The organism is Chitinophaga filiformis, from assembly GCF_900102545.1.
Classification (GTDB): domain Bacteria; phylum Bacteroidota; class Bacteroidia; order Chitinophagales; family Chitinophagaceae; genus Chitinophaga; species Chitinophaga filiformis.
On the sequence record NZ_FNBN01000002.1, the window covers coordinates 394,325 to 417,904 of the forward strand.

Below are 23,580 nucleotides of genomic sequence, written 5' to 3' on the forward strand. Positions count from 1 at the left end.
TTCACTTTTTCATGCTTTTTAGTAATTCGTGCGACTTCGTTTTGAGTTTCACCGCTGTATCATCCCAGTGATGTGTAAGCAGTGTTTCCACCTGTACTTCTTCCTGATCACAGAGCTGTTCCAGCAATTGCTCCCACTGTTTCACATAGGAGATGATCACCGCTTTGGTATACTTCCCTGCTTTATACTCCACATTAAGCGATAAAGTATTCTTGTATGGCTGCACCGTGAAACTGAGGTCAAACTTGCTGCCTTCCATCACCACTTCTATCTCTTCTGCGTCAATGCTGTTCCGCTTATTCTCCTGCGCACCGAAATCATTATATACAAAGCGGGTATTGATGTATTCAGATAGTTGTATGCTACTTTCTTTCTTTACCAGTGCAGACAATTCATCGAAAGAGATGTCCATATGATTCATATCCTGCCTTATGCCTGTAGCGAAGTCCTCTATTGCCTTCCTGATAGTAGCCTGCCGGTCCATGTTTACCACCACCGGCATCATATTCACAAAGAAGCCCACCACAGGTTCCATGCTGGTATTTGTTCTTCCAGACACAGAACTGCCTATCACAAAATGACTGGTACCTGAGAGCTTTGCCTGCAGCAATGAGAAACTGAACAGCAGTAACTGGAAGTCAGTAACCTGTCGTCTTCTGGCCAGCTGTAATACCTTCTGTGAGAGTTGTTCCGGCAAGCTATGATGCAGGGTGATACCGGCTACTTCATCATCAGCTATCATATAAGGGAATACGGAACGCTCTATACCAGCATTGATCTTCTTCAACCAATACGCCGCAGCGCTTTCCATTACTGCCTGCGATTGATTGGACATCCACTGTGCGATATCTACATAACGCAGCGGTAGCGGAGCCAACGCAGGAGCAGTACCTGCCAGCTTAGACTCGTAAATACTTAAGAGGTCGGACAACAGCACGCCAATAGACCAGCCATCAGCAATAATATGATGCAGGTTGATCACCATATAGAAATGCTGACTGTCGTTTTCCATAATCAGCACACGGAACAATGGCGCCTGCTCCAGTTTGAAAGGCGTATTACTGAATACCTTCGCGAGGTCCATGATCTCATCCACACTCCTTTCGCCGCTGAGGAAGGTGAGGTATGCGGACGGCTCAGGCAGTTCGTTCAGTTGTACCACCGGTCCATTCTCCTGTAGTATAAAAGCTGCCCGTAACTGGTCATGCCGCTGCACAAGTGTCTCGAACGCAGCCTCCAGTATGTCTCTCCTCAGCGGAGTGGATATTTTGAAAGCGGTCGTCATGTTGTAAGAGATATTATCGGGCTCCCGCTGTTGCAGGAACCATAACCTTCGTTGTAAAGGTGATACACTATAGAAAGGCTGTTCTCCTACATGAGGAATGATATACGTAGCCCTGTGCTGCTGTGAAGCAACATACATGGACAGATCATACAAACGTGGATGTTTGAATACATCAAATAAGCTGATGGGGATATTGAACTGCTCTCTTATCCTGCTTACCAGTTTAATGGCGAGCAGGCTTTGTCCGCCGGACAGGAAGAAATCATCCTCCGGCGACACTGTTTTGAGTTTCAGCATCTCTTTAAATATATCACCCACTTTCTCTTCCACATCTGCCGGCACCTGTACCACTGCTGGTGGTGTATAGCTTACTGCGCCTGTACCCATTGGAGGCGTCAATAACTGCAGATCTGCAATAGTGATATCCTGCAATACAGGAGAAGACTGTAACAAAGTACAGAAGGCATTATACAAGTGTACCGGCAATGCCGCATCCACCAGGTGGGTGGCATGGATGAAAGACAGCGTGAAGGTATTGTCCACCTCTGTGATCTCAATACTCAGGTCAAAGCGTGCACCTGATTCAGATGCGGGGTCCAGTCCCTCGCGGGTGGAGCTACCTTCTGCGGCTACCACGTAATTGAAAAGGATATTGAAGAGAGGGTGTTTACTACCATACCTTGACAGCTGTTTATCGCGTAAGATATGTGCAGGCGGATACCAGGAATGCTCCATCACCTGCGCAAGCTGTATACCTGTTGCATGTACATATTCCCCGAAAGATGTCGCGGGATCCATTTGTGCATAAAAAGGCAATGTGCTTACCATAAATCCCGTTACATCCTGCATCTCATCTGTCATCCTGTTAGAGAATGGTAATCCGCAAAGCAGGCGATTGCCATCCGTATACCCTGACAGGATGATATGAAAGGCAGAGAAGATCAGGGTGAAATCCGTTACACCCAGTTTCGAAGACAAAGATCTGATCCTTTGTACCACGGCAGGTGGCAATACCGGACGAAATACGGATCCTTCAAAAGGAGAACCGTCCTGGTCTTTCGCCACAGGCAGGGATGGCATCGAAGGTATCTTCTCAAGGTACTGGCCCCACCATGTTTTATCCTTCTGGTACAGCTCTCCCTTGAGGTAAGTACTATGATACCACATGGCCACATCATGATACTGCAATACCGGAGGCTGTACCGGCTCCTGTTTATACAGGCGCATCAGGTCTGCCATGAATATGGTGTTGGACAGTTCATCTGTAATCAGATGGTGTACATCGAGCAGGAGATAAAAAGTATTATTGTGCTGTAGCAGGTATATTCTGAACAATGGCGCCTGACTGATGTCAAGTACCACCCTTTGATCATTGAAGGCCTGTAAAGGAGATAAGCGGGGTAATGCGATGGCCCTGATACTACCTGACCGTATAAAAGCATCATACACTTCTTTCACAGGTAATATCTGCTGCAATACCTGCTCATCCTTTTCAATGAACCGGGTACGCAATACGGAATACCTCTCCAGCAATTTTGCTATGGCAAATAACAGGCGCTGTTCCTCCGGCTTCTGCTCCAGTTTTATCAAAGCAGGTACATAATAGCTGAACCCTATATCCGGCAGACTATCCAGTACATAGATACTTTCCTGCGAAGGCATCAGCGGTAGTGTATCCGGGGCAGCAGCGCTTGTTATAGCGGCAGCCTTTGAAGGACTCGCCGCTTTAATATAGGCGGATAGTTTATCCAGCGTAGCATGCTGTAAAATATCCGGCAGGGAGATCTGTACACCAAAGTTCCGTTTGATGGCAGACATCGTCCTGACAGCAGTCAGACTATGCGCACCGTTGGCAAAGAAGTCCCTTTCGGGGTCTACCTCATGACCGATCACCTGCGCCCATACCTGTAATAGTCTGGTAGCTATCTCGTCGTTCTCCCATCTCCTGGTCGCCGGTTCGCGTTCCTCCTGTTCCTTCAGTAAGGCTGACAGCTGCTTACGGTTGATCTTTCCACTGTTCAGACGGGGTATCTCTTCTATCCGTTTGAACCCAGAAGGGATCATATAGGCAGGTAGTAGCTTCGTCATTGTTGATCTGATAACAGCAGCAGGAACATCTTCCCCTGTGTAGAACGCATACAGGAACGAAGCACCATCTTCTCTCTTCATCAATAATACCACTGCTTCCCTGATACCCGGTACCAGCAGAAGTTTCGCTTCTATATCACCCGGCTCTATACGTTGACCATTCAGTTTTACCTGTTGGTCTATCCTGCCCAGGTATATCAGATCGCCCTCGTCATTCCACATGGCCAGGTCGCCCGTTTTATACATGCGTGCATTTTCTACAAAGGGGTCAGCGACAAACTTTTCTGCAGTCAGTTGTTCCCTGCCGATATATCCCCTGGCTACGCCAGTTCCTGCAATACACAGTTCTCCACTTATCCATGGTGGCAGTAATGCCTGATGTTCATCAAGGATATAGGCCCTTGTATTCAGCAGCGGTTTGCCAATGGGTACATACCTGTACTCTTCCTTCCAGGGAGAACAGGTAATACCGGTACAATCAACTGTAGCTTCCGTTGGACCATACAGGTTTACGAGAATAGTGCCTGTGTGCCTGTATATGTGTTCGTTGAATTGTTGCATGGCCGCATATAACAGCGCCTCCCCGCTGGCAAATACAAAGCGTAAGCCCGCACAGTCATTGACCAGTTTTTCATGAATAACAGTCTCCATGAACAGGGCCAGCATGGAAGGCACGAAGTGCGTCACCGTTACACGATGGTCTTTGATGGTACGCACGATCTCATATGGTTCGCTTTCCTTACCCGGCGCCAGGAAGAAGGTGGTACAACCAGAGAATAACCAGTGAAACAATTCCCATACGGATACATCAAAACCAATACTTGTCTTCTGCAGGATACAATCATCCTTTGATAAAGGGAAGTCCTGCTGCATCCAGTACATCCTGTTTACCACCGCGCTGTGCTCCACTACTACGCCTTTAGGCATACCGGTAGAACCGGATGTATAGATGATATAAACGGGATCAGTTACCAGGGGCATGATCACTGGGCTATAATCTTTAACCGGCGCTTTTATCACTGCTTCCATATCAATGTAGGGAACCTCCGTTTGTATCAGTGGCTCTCCCCAGCCTAACACAATCTTTACACGGGCATCCTGTAACACAAAGGCAATACGGTCCTCCGGCATCCTCAGGTCAATGGGTACATAGGTGCCTGCCCGCTTCAGTATAGACATGATCGCTACTTCCAGCCATACAGAGCGCTTACAACATATTGCCACGGTATCACCTCTACCTACGCCTGCCTGCGCCAATGCATGTTGTACGGCGTTGCTATAGGCCTCCAGATCATCTATGGACAGGCGGTGCTCCTCATCTTCAATTCTCACCGGCGAATGCTTCTCCAGCAGTTCATAATAGAATGACAACAATGTCTTATCTGCCGGAAAGTACCCTTCAGTATTATTGAAACTATGGATCAGGTCATTGGTCTGCTTATCTCCCCATAGTTTAATATCAGACAGCTTTTGGCCTTTACCAATGCCCTGCGCCACTTGTTCACCAATCAGCACCAGGTGATCCAGTACCTGCCGGATAAGCGCCTGCGGATACCTGTCTACATTAAAAGAGATGCGCCACAGGAGTTGTTTGCCAGCGGAGATATGCACTGACAAAGGATAGTTGGTACGGTCAAATACTTCAGACCCAAAGATCTTTCCTTCTGCCAACCGGGCTTCATCGTATGGATAGTCTTCCACTGCTACCACATGATCAAACAATTCTCCATCTACACCAGCCTTACGCCTGATGTCCGGAACAGCGCAATACTGGTATGGCAGGCTGTTGATAAAACGGCTGGAAATGCTGCTGAAATACTCGTCTATAGGTGTATCATCATCGGTCATGAAGGGGAAGGGTACCGTATTGATACACATGCCTACCACATCACTGGCATTGGCAATACCTATCTCGCGACCTGAAACAGTAAGACCTGCAATCACTTTCTTCTGCCGGCAATAACGCGACAACAATATCCCCCAGATGCCGTACAGGATGGTATTGATACTCACCTGTAATGTAGCAGCTGCCTGTTTCAGCCGTGCGCTCAGCGCTTCGCTGAATGTTGTCTGCAGGGATACCTGCTCCATATTAAGGGAAGGCTGCATAAAGGATTCCGTCAGTGTGCCCGGCAGAAAGTCTGATTCAGTGGCCAGGTGGTCCAGCCAGTACTGTGTGACCGTATCCTGCTGTTGCCGCGCCAGATACTCCGTTACGCCCGTAAATGACACCGGATCTTTTAATATTGTCTTGCCATGGTACACGGCAATCAATTCATTCATCACGATGGCGAAACTCCAGCCATCCAGTATGATATGATGGAAGGAGATCACCAGCCGGGAGTTATCCCCTATATGTAAGATCGCTGCTCTGAACAATGTATCTGTGAGTATATCAAAAGCGCGTTCCCTGTCTGCCTGCAGGAACGCCGCTACCTCGTCTTCATGTTGCAATGAATGGCATGTCAGCTCTGGCGTCACTTCATCCATGATCACCTGTACCGGTCTTACTCCTTTATCGGCTATGAAGCGAAGTCGTAAGGCATCATGGCGCTGCATCACGGTTGTCAGGCTGTTACGGAAACGTTCCACATCCATTCCGCCTGCCATGGTGAAACTGTATTGTTCAAAATAGGCCTGCCTGTCTGTTTTAGCAAGGGCATGAAATAACAATCCCTCCTGCAGGGGCGTCAATATCTGTATACTTTTTATATTGCCCATATTTATAGTGAATTATAGATCTCTTCCATTTCCTGTTCATTCAGCTCCAGCGCTGCTGTACCTGCTACCTTCTTCTTAAACATGTCATCTCCTTTTCCTAGTGCATAAATGAACTGTTCAAGACAGGTGATATACTTGCAGAGCAACTGCGTAGCTGTATCTTTTGTAAATAATGACCGGTGATAAGAAAGGCTCACCTGTAGTATACCTTCTGAAATGATCAGCGTAAAGTAGAGCGCCGAAGGCATGTAAATCGCAGGTCCCACATTCTGCTGTACCGGTGATAAAGGATGAATAGTGAAGGCCTGCCGCTCAGCGGTATCATGTTGTCCAAGATAATTGAAGGTGACGAGAGGTTCAGTGCCCCGACTGCGTGCAGGCAGTTCAGCCAGGTAACGCTGACAGAGATATCCTTCTCCATTGCCGGGCATCTTTTCCAGTGCAGCAATGGTTTGCTGTATTCCACTGCGCATATCTTCTGCGGGAAGACAAGGCAATGCTACCGGGTACTTCATCGTAAACCAGCCTATTGTTTCAGCGAAGGAAGCTGCATCTTCCGTACTATTCCTGCCGTGCGACTCCAAATACAATGTAATCGCAGATCTGCCGTCCCATTCATGTATGGCGCTGGTCAGCGCAGCCAGCTGCACTTCCTGTATGGTCACATTCATCGTATGCAGGGGCAGTGATAACAATTGCTGCGTGGTAGTTGCAGACAGCTCTCCATGCAGGTGATCAAAATACTGATAGGTCTTCTCTACAGGCGCCAAACCGGTCCAGTCTTCCGCAACCTTTGCCTCCATGTCTATCCAGTAGGATAATTCCTGTACAGTAAGACTATCTGCCTTTTTCCTTAAGGCCTGCGACCATTTCAGGTAAGACCCGGATGTATGCTCCTGCGGTGCTCCATTACCAGATAACTGCTCCAGGATGATACGCCATGAAACACCATCAATGATGAGGTGGTGCGCCAGCAGGAACACATAGTCCTCTTCTTCTCCATGGAATAAGATGCAACGGAAGAGCGGCCCCGTTTCCAGGTCAAACTGCTGCTGCCAGTATTGCGCCTGTCCTTTCAGATCGTAGGCATCCTGTTCGATAAAAAGTCCTTCCATCACCACCGCTGCCGGCAGTACGTGCTGTATACGCTCATTCCCTGCCAGAGGGAAAACAGTACGCAACCCCGCGTGGGTTTGCCATAAACGGACAACTGCTGCGTTAAGATCATTCGCGTCTATCTTTCCGGTAGCCTGCAATAAAACAGACTGGTTATAGTAATGCAGGTCAGCAGTGTTATCCCTGAAAAATTTGATCTGCAAAGGTGTAAGCGGAACTGCCCCTCCGTCTGCCAGATCATCCGCAGGGATGCTATCTGCCTCTTTCAGATAATTTACCAGTTGTGAAATAGTAGGGAACCTGAGTACATCGCCCACCTGCAACATCCAGCCTTTCTCCCTCATCTTTGCCACCACCTGTATGGCCTTTATGGAGTCGCCACCTATACCCAGGAAATGATCATGGATACCCACCGGTACTTTCTGTAATACCGTCTCCCATACCTGGGCCAGCAGCTTTTGCTGCGGTGTATTGGGGAGTACGATTTCCTGTCTGCTGCGCACCTCTTCCGGAGAAGGCAATGCAGCAATATCCAGTTTACCGTTGACGTTCACCGGGAACCGTTCCAGCGCAATAAGGCTGACAGGATGCATATATGGGGGCAATTGTAACTCCATCTCTTTCCTGATAGCAGCATCCAGTTCAGGAGCGCCCGCATAATAGCCGACCAGTTCTTCGTGACGTATGATAACAAAAGCATCCTGCACACCAGCAACACTACGCATGACGGATGTTATTTCACCCCGTTCTATACGGTAACCCCGTAGCTTGATCATGTCGTCATTGCGCCCGGTATAACAGATGTTTCCGTCAGGCAACCAGTAACCTTTATCGCCTGTTTTATATAAGCCGTTTATAAAACGTGCCGCTGTCTTTGCCTCATCATGAAAATATCCGGTTCCCACCGTACTGCCACCGATCCAGATCTCTCCTTCTATGCCCGGGGTACAGGGTTCCATCTGCGCATCCATGATACAGGCGCTTGTATTGCTGATGGGTTTACCTATCAATATATCGTTAAATGACACTGGCACATTCCATACAATACAACCTACGGTACACTCTGTAGGGCCGTATTCATTATAGATCTTCATGGCTGGATATAATGCACGCAGGATGGCAATATCGCTTTCCAGCAATGCTTCTCCTCCTACGATACAGGTATCTATGGTCGTATGTGTAATGTCCAGGTGCGGCAGCATGCGGATATGTGAAGGGGTCAGCTTGATGGCATTCATCGTACTGAAAGCATTCCGCAGATGTATGCTTACGTCCCTATCCTCCGCGCAGATATACAATATTGCTCCTCTTAACAAGGTGCAAAAGACGGTAGTAACGGTCAGGTCAAATGCAATTGGCGTAAACAATGGCATTGTACCGGCAGGATGATTGGCGAAATAGTAATGGCCCGCCCAGCGGGTATAGTGTAACAGGTTATTCATGGTGATGATACAGCCTTTGGGCTGTCCTGTTGTACCTGATGTATACAGTATATATACCGGCTGATCCGGCTGCCAGCGGGGAAGCTGCCTGTTAACTTCAATAAGGGCCGCCTGCTGGTACAGTTTCTCCGGAGAGACACTTTTATCAGTTTCCTTATCATCTGTGATAGCCAGCTTTGCTTCTGATTGCTCCATGATATACTTAATCCGGGCGGCAGGATACTGTTTATCAGCCGGGATATAGGTTGCTCCGCTCAGCATGACCGCCCAGATGACAGGTAATAATTGCTCCGTACGGGTCATGTTGATCAATACCCTGTCGCCCGGCTGTATGCTGTATTGCACGATCAATACTTCTGCCAGTTGCCTTGACTGCCGGAGTAAGTCCCTATAGCTCATACTTCCCCCATCCCACTCCAGCGCAATATGCTCAGGATACCGACCTGCGGTCGCGATGAAAGCATCTGTCAACGGCACAAATTCAAATGGGATCTGCGCCCCAAACAAGGGCTGTATATCCGGGGTGCTTACTATTATTTCTCCTGATATAAAACGGCTGACATAGTCCAGTAAAGTCTGCCGTATCCATTCCAGCGATGCCCGAGCAATGGCAGTTCTATCTGCCTGCAATATGATCCTGGTAGTACCGGCAGTATCTTCTGCAAAAAAGGAAAGTATAAACGGCTCATGACAGGAAAGGCTTTCTATACAAACCGGCATCTCTACCAATACGCCTCCCGGGAAATGATCCCTTTCCAGGTATTCGAAACTACAGGTGCAATTATTGTCAGTAGTATCAGGCTCAAACTGCTCCCGGTACAGGTCTAAACGTTCTCTCTTTTCCTTCAGCCGCATAATATCCTGCGCTTCCTCCTTACGGAAATTGCTATAGATCCCCTTTGCAAAAGGACCGGGTATTTGTTTAAATTCATCAAACCGGCGACCGGACGATATGTATACGGCAGCGCCTGTACCTTGCTTCAGGTAGCCGGATGTTACATTCGTCCATGCCCAATACCAGATATCCGCGGGTGTTATATTCTTTTCTGCCGCTACCTGTTCCAGCTGATCAAGCAGTGCCTCGTCTGCGTACAGGTCTGTAGTGATATAGGAATCATATACCGGATTGCCCATGCCCTCCTGTAGTGTAAGCGTTCCGTTGATCTGTATGGGTTCCTGCTCCAGATCCTGTGGCAGTGCTGCCTCTTCCGCTGAAGTGCTTTCCAGCCATTCAACATACTGAATGAACTGCAGTGGGTCTTCTTCCGGTTCATCTGCTGTTACCAGCTGTTGTACAAGAAAACGTAAAGACCAGCTATCCAGCCATACAGTAGGGGCAACGATACCCAGATATACCGGCGCTCCTTCATTGTCATTAAATATCACCAGCCTGATCTCCCCGTTATCCGGCGCAGCTATGCGCTGCCATTCACTGATAACGGCCTCCTCCTCACTCGCCCGATCAGCAATGACGGTCAGGATCGTCTGGTCATCCTCTGTCACTTCCTGAAAAGGGATATTCACATTACTGCTATAGGTACTGACTGTTCTCAGTATACCATGCCTGCTTACCAGCAGCTCCCAGCGACTGAGGATATCATGTGCAACAGGGGTAGTGATCCTGAACAAAGCCCTGTGCAATAATGCCTGATCCCACTTGAGACTGAAGTACTTTTTCTGCACAGGAGATATACAATGGATACTCATATTAAACGCTTAATTCTTTTTTAGGAAACTACTGATACTCGCCTGCTGCGCAGCCTGCATCATGTCTTTTTCCGTATTATGTAATTGATGTTCCAGGACTGTCATTGTTTGTGAAGGTTCGCCGCTAAGTGCCGACAGCATCTGCTCAAATCTTGCTATACCCCGCTGTACAAATTTTGCGCTGTAAGCATGCTGATCGTACAGGCATTCCGCCGAAAGTCCCTGTTCTTCTAATGTAAAATGTATCTCCATGCTGAACTTCCTGCTCATCGCCGTATGAAGAGGACGCACGGTAATATCCGGCGGTGTCACAACGGCATCCCTGTAATGCCCTTCGAAATCATCTATGTGAATTTCCAATATGCCTCGTCCCGGTACTTCCTCTCCCGCAGCAGGCACCCATTGCGCCACATACTTGTCCTGCTGTTCAAGATAAGCAGTACACTGCGCCTGCACATGTTCAATCAGGTCTGATATATGCGTATACAACTGCTTATAGATTGTGAAGGGCACTACGTTCATGAACAATCCTATCGTATTATACCAGGCTGGATCAAAGCGGCCATGAAGTGGTGCAAACACTGTCAATACCGGCTGTGAAGCATCGTCCATAAAAGCCAGGGCCTGTAAGCCGGTTATTAATGCAAAGGGAGATACTTTGTATGCTGCAGATAATTCAGTGATAGTATCACCTGAGTACTTATGAAATATCTTCCTGAAATATCCCGATCCCTGGCTGGCGGCATTTTCATCTAACCTTTCCTTTAAGAGGCAATGCCGCGCCAGTGTGGCCCTGTCTGTTTTAAAAGGCAACTGCTGACTGGTACTGTATGCATACTTACTATAGGGTGTAATTTCCGTATGTGCTATTCTTTCCCCGTAGTGATCCAGGATGGATGTCATGAGTACCTTGATACTCCAGGCATCGGCAATGAGATGATGCAAAACAAAGGTGAATACATAGCGCTGCCGATCCTGCTGCTGTAGAAAGAGGCGGCATAAGGGGTCTTTCTCCGGATTCATTTCCACACCGGAATCGTCGCCATATTGTACCTGGTTTTCATTCACAGGGAACAGTTTATACTGCAGGCCCTGTCCTGATACCCTGAAGCGACATCTCAGCATGCCATGCACTTCCAGTACGCTGTTAAGCGATTGCCTGAAACGTGTTTCATCTAATGGGCCGGTCAGTTCAAAAGCCCCCTTCATCAGGTATTTCCCGGCTCCGGTCGTTTCCATATCCGCCCACATTCGCTGTTGCATGGGCGTGGCATTGTGCCATTTGTTTTCTTCTGTATATTTTTCGTAGGAAACCTCTGGTGTTTTCTGATCAAGCAAATGAGCCAGGTCTTTTACCTGCGGATACCTGTAAAGCTCTCCCAGCGTCACCGCCTTCCGGGATAGTTTATAGATAGCGGAAATAAGCTGAATAACCCGAAGGCTGTCTCCTCCAGCGGCAAAGAAATGTGTATGCCGGTCGGCAGGTGCACGCAGTATTCCTGCATACAGTAAGGCGATCATATTTTCGCTTTCAGACACCGGCGCGACTGTCTGTTGCTGATCCTGACTAAATGGTGATGGCAACTTTGAGCTATCTTTCTTGCCATTGCTGGTGAGCGGAATAAATGGTACCATGATAAAGAAAGAAGGCACCATATAAACTGGCAGTACCTTCCTGGCGTATGCCAGGAGCATGTCCCCCTCGCAGGAAGCATCTTCCGGCACCACGTATGCCACCAGTACAGGCTGTTCATTGCCCTCAAATACCTTATACGCTACCACAGCATCTTTCACCAGCTGGTGTGCTGTCAGGCAATGCCGGATATCTTCCAGTTCTACCCTGTTACCATTGATCTTTACCTGCCCGTCCTTTCTTCCTGCAAAAACCAGTCTGCCATCATCGAGCCACCGTACAAAGTCCCCCGTACGGTACCATGTCTCCTCTCCATTTTTATAAAAACGTGATGCGGTTTCTGTGTCATTATTGAAGTAACCCTTCGTTAAGCCGATTCCCGTAATGTGCAGCTCTCCCGTTACACCTGCGGGCACCGGCTGCTGATCTGCATCAAGTACCATTACTTTTACATTTGCCATGGGCATACCTATAGGCATCCCCTGATCTGATGGATAGACACGGGTGAAGGTGGTACAGATCGCATTCTCCGAAGGGCCATAGGCATTGAACAACATATGCCTGCCTGCGAGTGCAAGCCCTGTTCTTTCAGGCAAGGCTTCTCCCGCGGCAATGAGCACACGTAGTGTATGTGGTAGCTCCGCAGGCAAGGCCGAGAGATACGCCGGTGGAATGGTAGCTACTGATATGCTCTTCGTTGCTATCCAATCCAGGAATACATACTGATTACTGATCAGCTCAGGAGTAGTGGTGTTTAAAGCAGCGCCAGATAATAAGGCCAGCAATACTTCAGACAAGGATGCATCAAAGCCCGGGGAAGAGAACCATAGGCAATGATCCTGCTGCGTCACACCAAATCCCGCGATCTGGGCAGTGATCGTATTTAACAGGCCTGTATGCGATATACTTAGCCCTTTGGGCTTACCGGTAGAACCGGAAGTGAAGATCATGTAAGCAGGCGCTGCACCTGTGATGTCAGCAGAGGGATTCTCCTGGCTTGAAAATGCAGGCATATATACTGTAACATCTTTCAGCGGGTATGATTGTCCGGAGGTATTCAACACTACCTCTGCCCCGCATTCCCTTATGACAGAAAGCACTCTTTCTTCCGGCAGTTTTGCGTCGATGGGTAAGTATACAGCTCCCCTGTTCATGAGGGCCAGCATAGCTGTAACAGTCAGTTCATTGCGGGCTGCCAGTACCGGTACAATCTGCCCTGGCTGGATTTCATCCATATCCATGGTAAGCACCCGTTTCAACAAAGTGCGGTAACTCACTGCCGTTGCCTCATCAACAACCGCGGTACGGTCTGGATATTGCTTAACAATCTCGCGGAAGCGGGAAATGATCGTCTCAGTGGAATCGATAGGCACAACAACTCCCGTACCACAGTTGTCCCATTGTGCCGTTTCATCAGGGGAAAGCATTGAGACTGTTCCAAGAGCGCTTCCTGGCTGATCTAACAGCTGGTCTGTCAGGAAGAGACAGTGCTTTAATAACTGGCGGATGAAGGACTCCGTGTAGATATGTCTGTCGTAATCAACGGTAAGTCCCAGTTCATCCTTATGTTGCGAGAAGTTGAAAGCCAGCCCTACTTTTGCCTGCGTCTCTCCTTCATAGGATAGTTTCTCTAACTTCAGATCATTCGTCGCTATGATATTGCCCTGTTGTCTTTCCTGGAAGTTCACCAGTACATGAAACAGGTTGTCGCCGGAGATGCCATGTAGCGCTGTCAGTTCTTTCGCCAGTAATTCGTAAGGGTATTGCTGATGCTGCAGGCCTTCTGCAAGACGGTGACTCCATTGCCTTGTCAGTTCATCAAAAGAAGCCTTAGGATTGAGCTCATTTCTTAGCAACAGTGTATTGAGGAAAAACCCTACCTGTTGCATAAAAGCCTCATGCAGGCGATTGTCCACCGGTATGGCCATTACCCTGTCATTACCAGCGCCATAGCGGTAGAGCAACATATCTACGACAGACAAAAGCAATGGGAAGACAGTGATCTTCCTTCCTTTTGAAAACGCCAGTATTTTTCCTGATAGCGTTTTCCCTAATGCAATGCTATAACTGCCGGCTGTATTGTTTTGTTCCTGTACACCATTGAGTGGGGCTGTTAATGCCATCACGGGCAATGGGTCTTTGAATTGCTGCACCCAATAGTCACGGGCTGCCGCATCCTGTTGCAGGCTATTCTGCCAGGCAGCGTACTCTTTATATTGTAAACCAGAAACAGGTTCGTTTCCGGCTGGCTGATCATATTCCTTCAACAGGTGTTCAAACAGGATCTCTTCCGATAATCCGTCTGCAATGATATGGTGCAGGTTGATCAGCAATAGCCATTCCTCCTCCGCAAATTTGTACAAGGCAACCCGATACAGTGGCAATACATCCAGCGGAATATGTAGCTCCGCATGTTGCCGGCATACGGATTCAATATCAACAGGCCCTTCTTCATACCGGTAGCTGAAACTCGTATTACCATGAATGACCTGCCTGGGTACACCGTCCTCCCCCTCCACGAAGGTGGTGCGTAATGATTCAAAACGCGCGATCACCCTTTCAAAGGCAGCGGTAAAACTCTGAACAGAAAAGGGTCCGTGTATCCTGTAAGCAGCAGGCATGTTGTAAGCGGTAGACAAGCGGACGCTGTAATGCTCCATCCAGATCCGGAGCTGCTGTCCTGACAGCTCATAGGATTCCTGAAAGGGAAGCGCAACAGGTTCCTTCAAAAGGGCCTTTTTAGCCCTTTTAACCTGTATTGCCTGCTCAGACAATATTGGATAGTCAAAAATATCTTTCAGCGAAAATCCGGCCTTAAAATGCTTATTTAAACGGGCTACCAATGCCGAGGCCTTGATGCTTTGTCCGCCGGAAGCAAAAAAGTGGTCGTGTCTTCCTACTCTGTCTGCCTGCAGGAGTTCCTTCCAGATCGCTGCGACCTGTTCTTCAGTTTCATTCACAGGAGCTTCATAAGCCTGGGTATCTTCTTTAATGGTCAAGCTATGGGACAACAGCCTTTTTGTATCTACCTTCCCATTGATTGTAAGTGGTATCTGCCTCACCCTATAATAATGCTGCGGCACCATATAGGCCGGTAAATGCGATTTAAGCGACGCCACCACAACCGCAATGGCAGCATCGCCTTCAAAGAACAGCGCCAGCTCCTGGTCATCCCCCTGCGGTTCTGCCAGTACCTGTACTGCCCTTATGCCTTGAATATTTTGTAAATGGTGTATGATTTCTGCGGTCTCTATACGGTATCCGCGGATCTTCAACTGCTGATCTATTCTGCCGAGGAAAACCAGTTCGCCGTTGGGTAATTGCCTGGCAAGGTCGCCTGTGCGATAGAATAAGCGCTTATTGTCCGGCTTTACAAATTTCTCATCTGTCAATGCCTGGTTGTTAAGGTATCCTTTTGCAATACCATTACCGGCGAGGAACAGTTCACCAGCGAGCCCCGGCATTAATGGCTGACAGACATTATTGAGAATAAAGGCCTGCATGCCATCGATAGACTTACCTATCGTGATCAGCTGATCATCAGGACTAATACGCTTTACAATGCAACCAACAGTTGCTTCTGTAGGACCATATTCATTAAACAGTAAAATGTCCCTATTGAGCCGGAACAAAGTTGCAGCCTGTGATGAAAGCAATTGTTCACCACCGGTAATTACTACCTGTACTGGCGTATGCGTCAGTTCCAGGTGTTTTAACAAACTGATATGTGAAGGCGTCAGCTTAATGCTATCGATACCATACTGTCCGGAAAAGCATTGCTGCAGAACCAGGTCTGTTGGTTCTTCCTCGCGGAACACCACGATCTTCTTCCCGGTTACCAGGGGCAGGAAAATGCTGGTGATAGTAAGATCAAAAGACAATGGCGTAAACCATGGAAAATTACCGCAGGTATTCTCCTTAGTATAGGTTTTAGCGCACCAGTGAAGATAATGGGACAGGTTGTTCACCGACAGCATACACCCTTTGGGTTTGCCCGTGGTGCCAGATGTATAGATCACGTAAGCGAGTGCTTCGCCATGCTGTTGCGGATACGCTACCTCAGTTACTATACCATCCGTCTTCTCAAGAAAAGCTGTTATGTCACCTTCAGTTAATACAAGCACAGGGGCAGCATCATCCAGGATAGCCTGTATTCTGGCAGCTGGCTGGGAAATATCCACTGGCAGAAAAGCAGCTCCCGCTTTCATGATAGCGATGAGCGCAATGATCACGGCTGCACTTCTTCCCGCACCAATCGCTACAATATCTCCTGGTTGCACGCTCTTTTCATTCATCAGTACAGCAGCCAGTTTATTAGCTGATTGCTCCAGGGCACGATAAGTATATGTTACATTTCCCTCTGCAATAGCAACAGCATCAGGATGTTGCCGGCAGCTTACCTGAAACAACGTTATAAAATCCTGCCGTGCAGTTTTAGGAAGGACTGTATATACGGATAAATCATCCGCCAGCAAATTAATGTCAGTGACCTGTTCAGGATCATTCTCTGCCAGATCAAACAACCTTTGTAATACACCATCTATCTGTTTAATAGCACTCAGGCTGAATTTTGTACTATCAAAACTCAGGCGTGTTATCAATCCATCACCTGTATCCAGGATATCTAATTGCAACGCCACGCCGGGAAGCATTACCCGCCAGTCAGTACAATGTTTTACGTCATCAGGCACCTTCATGTACTGCACTACATAAGGCAAGTCCTTACCGGAAACTTCCTTTATAAATTCATGGCTGAAATATTCAGCTACAGATTGTCTTTCATTGACTGATTCAGAGATCTTGTCTACCAGTGTTTTAAAGCTGTCCTCCCATGTTAGTGGCAAAGGGATCACCTGGTCGATAAGACCCACGGTATTATCCAGCTCATCATATACTCTTCCCCTCAGTAATATACCCGGCGCTACAAGATCGCTACTGGTAAAGTGACTTAACAAAACACTGAAGATGCCATAACAACAATCCCTCACTGACATACCCGCTGTTGCAGCAGTCAACTGCAATGCGGTTCCTCTCCGGGTAAGGGCAGTACTTTCATATACCGGTTTATCCGAAGTACTTGTCGTTTCAAATAAAAACGGTGAGGCGATTACACGCTCAGCCAATTGCTGTTTGAACCAGCCGGCAATCTCCTCTGGTTGCTGTTCCAATGTCTCCGTTTGCCAGCTTACATACTGCGACCAGGATATAGCGGGATCAGCCACTTCCTTATCTGAAAATACATGTTGTATATCACTGCATAGTTTGCCTATGCTGTGAAAGTCTGCCACACCGAAGGGCACTTGCAGATATGCATGGTAAAAGGCATCTTCCTTGTTGCGGGCCGCCGCAAACACCACATATTGGCTGAATTGCTGCAAATGCTGCTCACAATCTGCAACAAAAGAAATCGCATCCTTTCCTTCTTCCTCAAGGAAAATAAGTATCCGCCCGTCTTCGGCTGCCGTGATCTTTTGTAAAGGATATACCATATCAGGCTGGTACACAAAGCATGTCAGCAGGGCTTCCTGTTTACGAAAAAGCCCCTGCAGCGCCGCTTCAAGCGCCTTTATATCCTGCACCGGCTCACAATGGATCTGCCAGGAGAAGGTAAGTGGTAAATGCGATACGTATTGTTGAAAATATCCTTTCTGTGTTTCAGTCACAGGCAGGATGACAGCACCAGGTAAACTCGTCATTATTGTCTGATAGGTTTCATCATGATTACATTGATCTCTCTCGGGCCTTTGAATGAATTACGGCCATGCGCCACCAGCATATTATCCATCAGCAGGATGTCCTTTCTTTTCCAGGGAAAATAGACGCACTCTTCTTCGTAAGCCGCATGGATAAGCTCGAGGTACTCGGCTTCGATAGGAGAACCATCGCCGTAATAAGTATTAAAAGGCAATTCATCACTGCTGGAAAAAGCTGCTCTTATCTCAGGCGCCAGCGCCCCAAAATTGAAGAAGTAGCCATGGTTGAACCAGATCTCCTCCCCCGTAACCGGGTGTGTCCTAACTGCAGGTCTTTGCCACCTGATCTCCAGCCGGTCATTACCTGTCCAGCTGAACTCCTGCCCATATGCTCTACAATGCTGTTCCACGACTGTCCGGTTCTCTGTCTGGAATACCTCCTGCCACGATAATCCCACGCCCTTCTGCAATAGCCTGCGGTATAGTATGCCCTTTTCTTTGAATACACTTACCAGCTTTTCAGGCAGGCGTTGCAATACCTTGCGTACATCAGCCACAGGTGTTTCTCCTTTTTCAGACGGCTCCTGAGAACAATAAAAAGCGATCCTGAGCGGCCATGTATGTGAGTAAGACAATTCATTATGCATATTAATGACCTGATCTGCCGGATGTTCTGTAGAAGTGTAGAGGTTCTCCTTTACTTCTGTACGGGGCGATGAACGGTCTTTATAAGAAAGGAATTCTTCATTGAACGCCCCCATTACATCCTGGAAAGCATTCCTGTCCGGCACGTCAAAACCTCTGAATAAAATAGCGCCATGCACATTCAGGTCTTCATTTACTTCCTCCTGGTGACCCGCTAACCACGATTTCAGGGAGATCCCATCCATAGCGGGTTTATAGATCACCGGGAAGCCAGGTATCTTTTCAATAATATCACCTGCAATATCAATGGTTCTTGGTTTCACATCTTTTAATGAAAATTGCTGTCTCTGGAATTGCATGGGGATCTATTTTGTTGTGGTTAATTTCAAAAGGTTCTCACTACGGCGGGAATGTAACGCCTGTTTAGTTTTAGCTGCCTTTAACTCCTTCAATGCGCCTGTCAACGTTGCCAGGGATTCATCTCTATTAGTAAAGGATAATTCAAGCAGCATTTGCCAGTCCTCCAGCATTTCCTTCACCAGCGATGCAGGATAGCGCCCGGTATCATAATGTATCTGTAATGCTATATCGTCGTGTCCTTCATCAAAGCGGAACTCCATGGGGTATTTTCTTGGGTCTATGGACAAACTGCTGAACGTACTTACCGATAATCCGTTAAACTCCCTGGAAGTATGGTGCCGCTTCAGTCTGAAATTCTGCAGCGATATTTCTATTTCAAAGAAGGGATGCTGTTCACCCTTACTACGATCCCAACATTCATTCTTCAATGTTTCGAAAGAATAATCCTGTTTTTCAAACATCTCCATCAGGTGCACCTTGAGTCTTTGCAGAAGTTGTGCAAATGTTTCTTCCTTCCGCAGCTGTGTACGTAGTACCAGTATATTCAGGAAATGCCCCACCAGCTTATGCCATTTCGCCTTGCTCCTGCCGGTAACAGGGGTTCCAGTGGTAATATCTGTCTCACCAGTATAGCTGTGCAACAGCAATTGTGTCACTGCAGTGATAACGGTGAACACGCTCAGGTTAAGATCAGTGGCCAGCTGCCGGATACCGGCGTAATGCTGACCACTAATTAGTGAAGAAAACGCTCCATTTCCCGGACTTCCATCGGTGGTTGTTCCCGGAATATGGAGCGGGTTCACGTCTTTCACCTGTGCATGCCAGAAGTTCCGCAGCGCTTCGTTCGTAACGCTCTCCTGCTCTTCCTGCACATAATGCCGGTATTGCAATGACTCAGCATCTTTAATGGTCTCGCCTTTTATTAGTGCATTGTACAGGTCAATAAGGTCATTGAAGAGCACTTCCATTGACCATCCATCACAAATAATATGATGCACCGTAACGGCCACCAGGTAGGCCCCATTCTTCCTTTCACTGACCACCACCCGCCATAGCCACTCATCGCCTGGTCTGAAGGGTTCCTGGTTCTTTTCCAGTAGTAGCTGCGTTGCTGCACTGTCCCCTTCCGGCAGTTCCATCCAGGTCAGGGCAAATTGACGGTCCTGCACGGTTCGTTGCCAGGGCACACCGTCTTTTTCATAAAACACGGTGCGTAATATTTCATGCCGTTGCGTCAGCAGGTTACAGGCCTCCCCGAATTTATCAGGGAGGAACCCGCCTTCAATGAGCATGGTTTCCGATAGATTAAATAATGACGATTCAGGTTGCAGTTGCCATGCCCACCAGATATTCTGCTGAGCCGCGGAGAGTTTTATTTCCGGTAATACTTCTTCCTCAGTGGCGCTGATCAATTCATCCCGTAACAACTCCAGGCAACTATCTTTTACAGCGTCTGTCAATTGACGGATATCAGTGGCGGTATGCGCCGTGGAGACATAACAATTCCTGCCTTCCCATATATAAATACCTTTTGCCAGCAGTTTATAGAACAGCAGTTCATAATTGCCTTTCAGCACAAAGCGGAACAGTGATCCGAAATGCACCATGCTGATAGGAAGACGCTGGCTTTTGAAGAAAGTATTCAGTTCGTCGCAGATGCCACTGGTAGTTTGTTCCAGTTGCTGGTAGATGCCGGGGGTCGCCTCCAGATGATTCAGGACATGAATACCTGCCGCCATTGCCAGCGGATGATGACAGAAAGTACCTGCTACAAAGGTATTCATCACAGTAGGATGTGAATTATCACCATAAGACCAGAAACCGCCATCCACTGCGTCCATAAAACGCCTGTTGCCGGCTACCACACCGATGGGTATTCCACCACCGATAATCTTACCATATACAGAAATATCCGGTCTTACCTTTGTAAAGGCACGGATACCATTGATTGCGAATCTAAATCCGGATATCACCTCATCAAATATCAGCGCGATATTATGCTGGGTTGTGATACCTGACAATTGCTGCAGGAAGTGTTCCGGGAAGAAATCGGGTCTGCGGCTCTGCACAGGCTCTACCAATACCGCAGCAATTTCCCCCGCCATACCTGCAATTACTTCCAGGTCTTCTTCATTGCCATAGCGTAATACCAGCACATCCTGGCTTACAGAGGAACTAACTCCCGGGGCTAGTGGTTCACCATACACCTCTTTACCCTGCCGCGCCAGTATGCCATCAAAGGTACCATGATAGGAACCGGAGAAAATAACGATCCTGTTCTTTTGTGTCACTGCCCTCGCCAGTCGCAAAGCCACCATCACAGCCTCTGTACCGGTGTTATAAAAAGCGGCGCGTTCATTACCTGTTATCTGACAGATGCGCATGGCCAGCTCTCCTGCCTGTGGACTCAAAGCCCCCAGGAACAATTTATCATCCAGTACTTCCTGCAAATGTCGATTGACGAATGGCGGGTTATAACCAAACAGGTGTACGCCGAACCCCATAGTGAAATCCAGGTAGCGGTTCTCTTCCTTATCCCATATATAAGCACCTTCCGCTCTTACGGCAACAGGCTGATACACCATCTCTTTCCAGCGGGGTTTGAAGCCTGCAATATTCCGGTTATTAGCCAGGTATTGACGGTATTCCTGCGTAAGCTGTTTGGAGCTACTGCTTCTTTTCACTACATCGTTTACCAAAGTCTGTAAAGCAGCTTCCTTACCTTCTGCCATCTGATCAGCGGCTATCTCCGGTACTTTATAGGGAACAAACGCAGCTTCCACTGTTTTCTTCACCGGCAAGGTTCCGGGAGCGGCTGACTGTAAATATTCCTTTAACTTACCGGGTGTATTTAGTTTGTCGTAGAACAGGGAAATTTCAATGTTCACCTTTTTATCTTCCAGGATGCGTTCCCGCAGATGCATGATCATAATAGAGTCCATGCCGAGACCAAAGAAATCATCATCATCTCCGAACGTGCCTGCATTCATTTCTGTTATCTCGCCAACGATCCTGTCTACATATAAAGTCACCGACACATCTTCTATGAGCACCACAGGCACAGCTTTAACGACTTCACCAGATGGCTCTTCAGCTGAACGATACAAGCTGTCTTCTACCCAGAATTCTTCATGCTCGAACTGATAAACCGGAATAGGAACAAGCGTACCACGTAAGGACCAGGGATGCTGCTTCTTCTTTAGCAGGAACTGCTGCGCATCTTCCTGCAGCAGCGGACAATGACTATGCGACATTCCGGGAGATACCAGTAACTTCTCATCAGCTCCTGCCATGAACAATTCCAGCAAGCGTACTGCTGCCGCCTTATTCTCTGCAATCACTGCCACCCGCTCTTCAAAATGATCCCTGCAGTGCAGGGCCGTGTAGGCAATATCAGGTAAAGCAAAAGTTGCATTCCTGAGATAGGCCACATATGCTGTGGCCAGTTTTTTCAATGCAATCATGGAGCGTGCGGAGAGCAATAAAACAGCACATTCATCCGGGTAAGGGTTACTGTACTCCTGTTCCGCCGACTGCAATATCATGTGCACATTTGTACCACTGAATCCGAAAGAGCTCACTGCCGCCAGGCGGCTTTCCAGTTGCGGCATATCGGTGAGTGCTGTCACCACCTTTACCTGTTCATGCCAGTGAATAACAGGATTGGGTTGATGATAATGCAGACTTGCCGGTATCTTTCCATGATACAGGCACAAAGCCGTTTTTATCAGCGCCGCAATACCGGCGGCTGATTCCAGGTGACCGATATTCGTCTTTACACTACCCACATAGAGCGGATATTGGCGTTTATTTTCCGTGATATAAGCCTGCTGTAATGCTTCTGCTTCAATAGGATCGCCCAGTTTAGTGCCTGTACCATGTGTCTCTACGTACAGCACATCATTGGGATTCACCTTCGCATCATGCAGTACTGACTTTAATAGCCTTTCCTGCGCAAGACCATTCGGCGCCGTCATACCGTTGCTGGCGCCATCCTGGTTCACCGCTGTTCCTTTGATGACAGCAATGATATGGTCTCCATTCTTCACTGCATCATCGTACCTTTTCAGCACCACAATACCACATCCTTCGCCACGGCCATATCCATCTGCGGATGCATCAAACGCTTTACAACGCCCATCTTCTGCCAGTGCTCTTGTTTTCGAGAGAGAGATATGCCCGAAGGGCGTCAGGAAAAGATTCACTCCTCCCGCAATAGCGACGTTGGTCTTACCGGCACGGAGCTCACGAACAGCCAGATCTACTGCTACCAGGGAAGAAGAACAGGCGGTATCTATTACCATATTGGCGCCCGTCAGGCCCAGCTGATAGGCAATCCTGCCACCAGCGGTAGAAATTGCATTCCCTGTCACCGAGAAGTGCGAAATACCATTCACATTCCCTCCTGCTGCCAGGTGCCGGTACTGATCGTCTGATATACTTAAAAACACAGCGGCATCTGTACCGTTCAAACTCCCCGGTGGTATATTGGCTGCTTCCAGCGCCTGCCAGGTAGTTTCAAGGAGTATGCGCTGTTGTGGCGACATCTGCCTCGCTTCCGCAGGATTGATCCGGAAGAAGGCAGCGTCAAAACCTTTTACATCATCAATGAAAGCACCCTTGGTACAATAGGATTTGCCCGGTGCATCAGGGTTCTTATCATAAAAGCGCGCTGCATGCCAGCGTGCGTCCGGCACTTCTGTCACCGCATCCTTTCCATTACACAGGTTCTCCCAGAATGCCGCTATATTCTCCGCACCAGGAAAACGGCAGGACATGCCCACAATGGCAACAGGCATGCCCTCCTTTTTTTCCAGCGCAACTATACGTTCTTCTGCTATCTTCAGCCTTTCGTATAACTTTTTTACCAGCTCGATATTTTCCATAGGC

The 23,580-nt window shown here is 48.0% G+C and carries 5 protein-coding genes; all 5 read right to left on the reverse strand.

Annotation, left to right across the window (positions count from 1 at the left end):
- Window position 1: 1 nt before the first annotated feature.
- From BLR32_RS08180 to BLR32_RS08200, 5 genes are read right to left on the reverse strand one after another with little or no spacing between them, the layout of a single operon-like run.
- Window positions 2-6,094 (reverse strand): non-ribosomal peptide synthetase, encoded by a 6,093-nt coding sequence (locus BLR32_RS08180; protein WP_089830483.1) that lies wholly within the window; start codon window positions 6,092-6,094, stop codon window positions 2-4.
- Window positions 6,095-6,096: 2 nt separating this feature from the next.
- Window positions 6,097-10,359 (reverse strand): non-ribosomal peptide synthetase, encoded by a 4,263-nt coding sequence (locus tag BLR32_RS08185; protein ID WP_089830485.1) that lies wholly within the window; start codon window positions 10,357-10,359, stop codon window positions 6,097-6,099.
- Window positions 10,360-10,368: 9 nt separating this feature from the next.
- Window positions 10,369-17,688, reverse strand: coding sequence for a non-ribosomal peptide synthetase (locus tag BLR32_RS08190; protein ID WP_089830487.1), 7,320 nt, complete (start codon window positions 17,686-17,688; stop codon window positions 10,369-10,371).
- The gene (locus BLR32_RS08195; protein WP_089830489.1) at window positions 17,688-18,689 is read right to left on the reverse strand and encodes a TauD/TfdA family dioxygenase; all 1,002 of its coding nucleotides are present in this window, start codon (window positions 18,687-18,689) and stop codon (window positions 17,688-17,690) included. The genes BLR32_RS08190 and BLR32_RS08195 overlap by 1 nt, the downstream gene beginning before the upstream one ends.
- A gap of 6 nt (window positions 18,690-18,695) precedes the next feature.
- Window positions 18,696-23,576, reverse strand: coding sequence for an aminotransferase class III-fold pyridoxal phosphate-dependent enzyme (locus tag BLR32_RS08200; protein ID WP_089830491.1), 4,881 nt, complete (start codon window positions 23,574-23,576; stop codon window positions 18,696-18,698).
- Between the last annotated feature and the right edge of the window lie 4 nt (window positions 23,577-23,580).

What these genes read in the sequence shown, in the direction of transcription:
- BLR32_RS08180 (WP_089830483.1), bottom strand. Translation starts at nt 6,094, where the DNA reads ATGGGCAATATAAAAAGTATACAGATATTGACGCCCCTGCAGGAGGGA.
- BLR32_RS08185 (WP_089830485.1), bottom strand. Translation starts at nt 10,359, where the DNA reads ATGAGTATCCATTGTATATCTCCTGTGCAGAAAAAGTACTTCAGTCTC.
- BLR32_RS08190 (WP_089830487.1), bottom strand. Translation starts at nt 17,688, where the DNA reads ATGACGAGTTTACCTGGTGCTGTCATCCTGCCTGTGACTGAAACACAG.
- BLR32_RS08195 (WP_089830489.1), bottom strand. Translation starts at nt 18,689, where the DNA reads ATGCAATTCCAGAGACAGCAATTTTCATTAAAAGATGTGAAACCAAGA.
- BLR32_RS08200 (WP_089830491.1), bottom strand. Translation starts at nt 23,576, where the DNA reads ATGGAAAATATCGAGCTGGTAAAAAAGTTATACGAAAGGCTGAAGATA.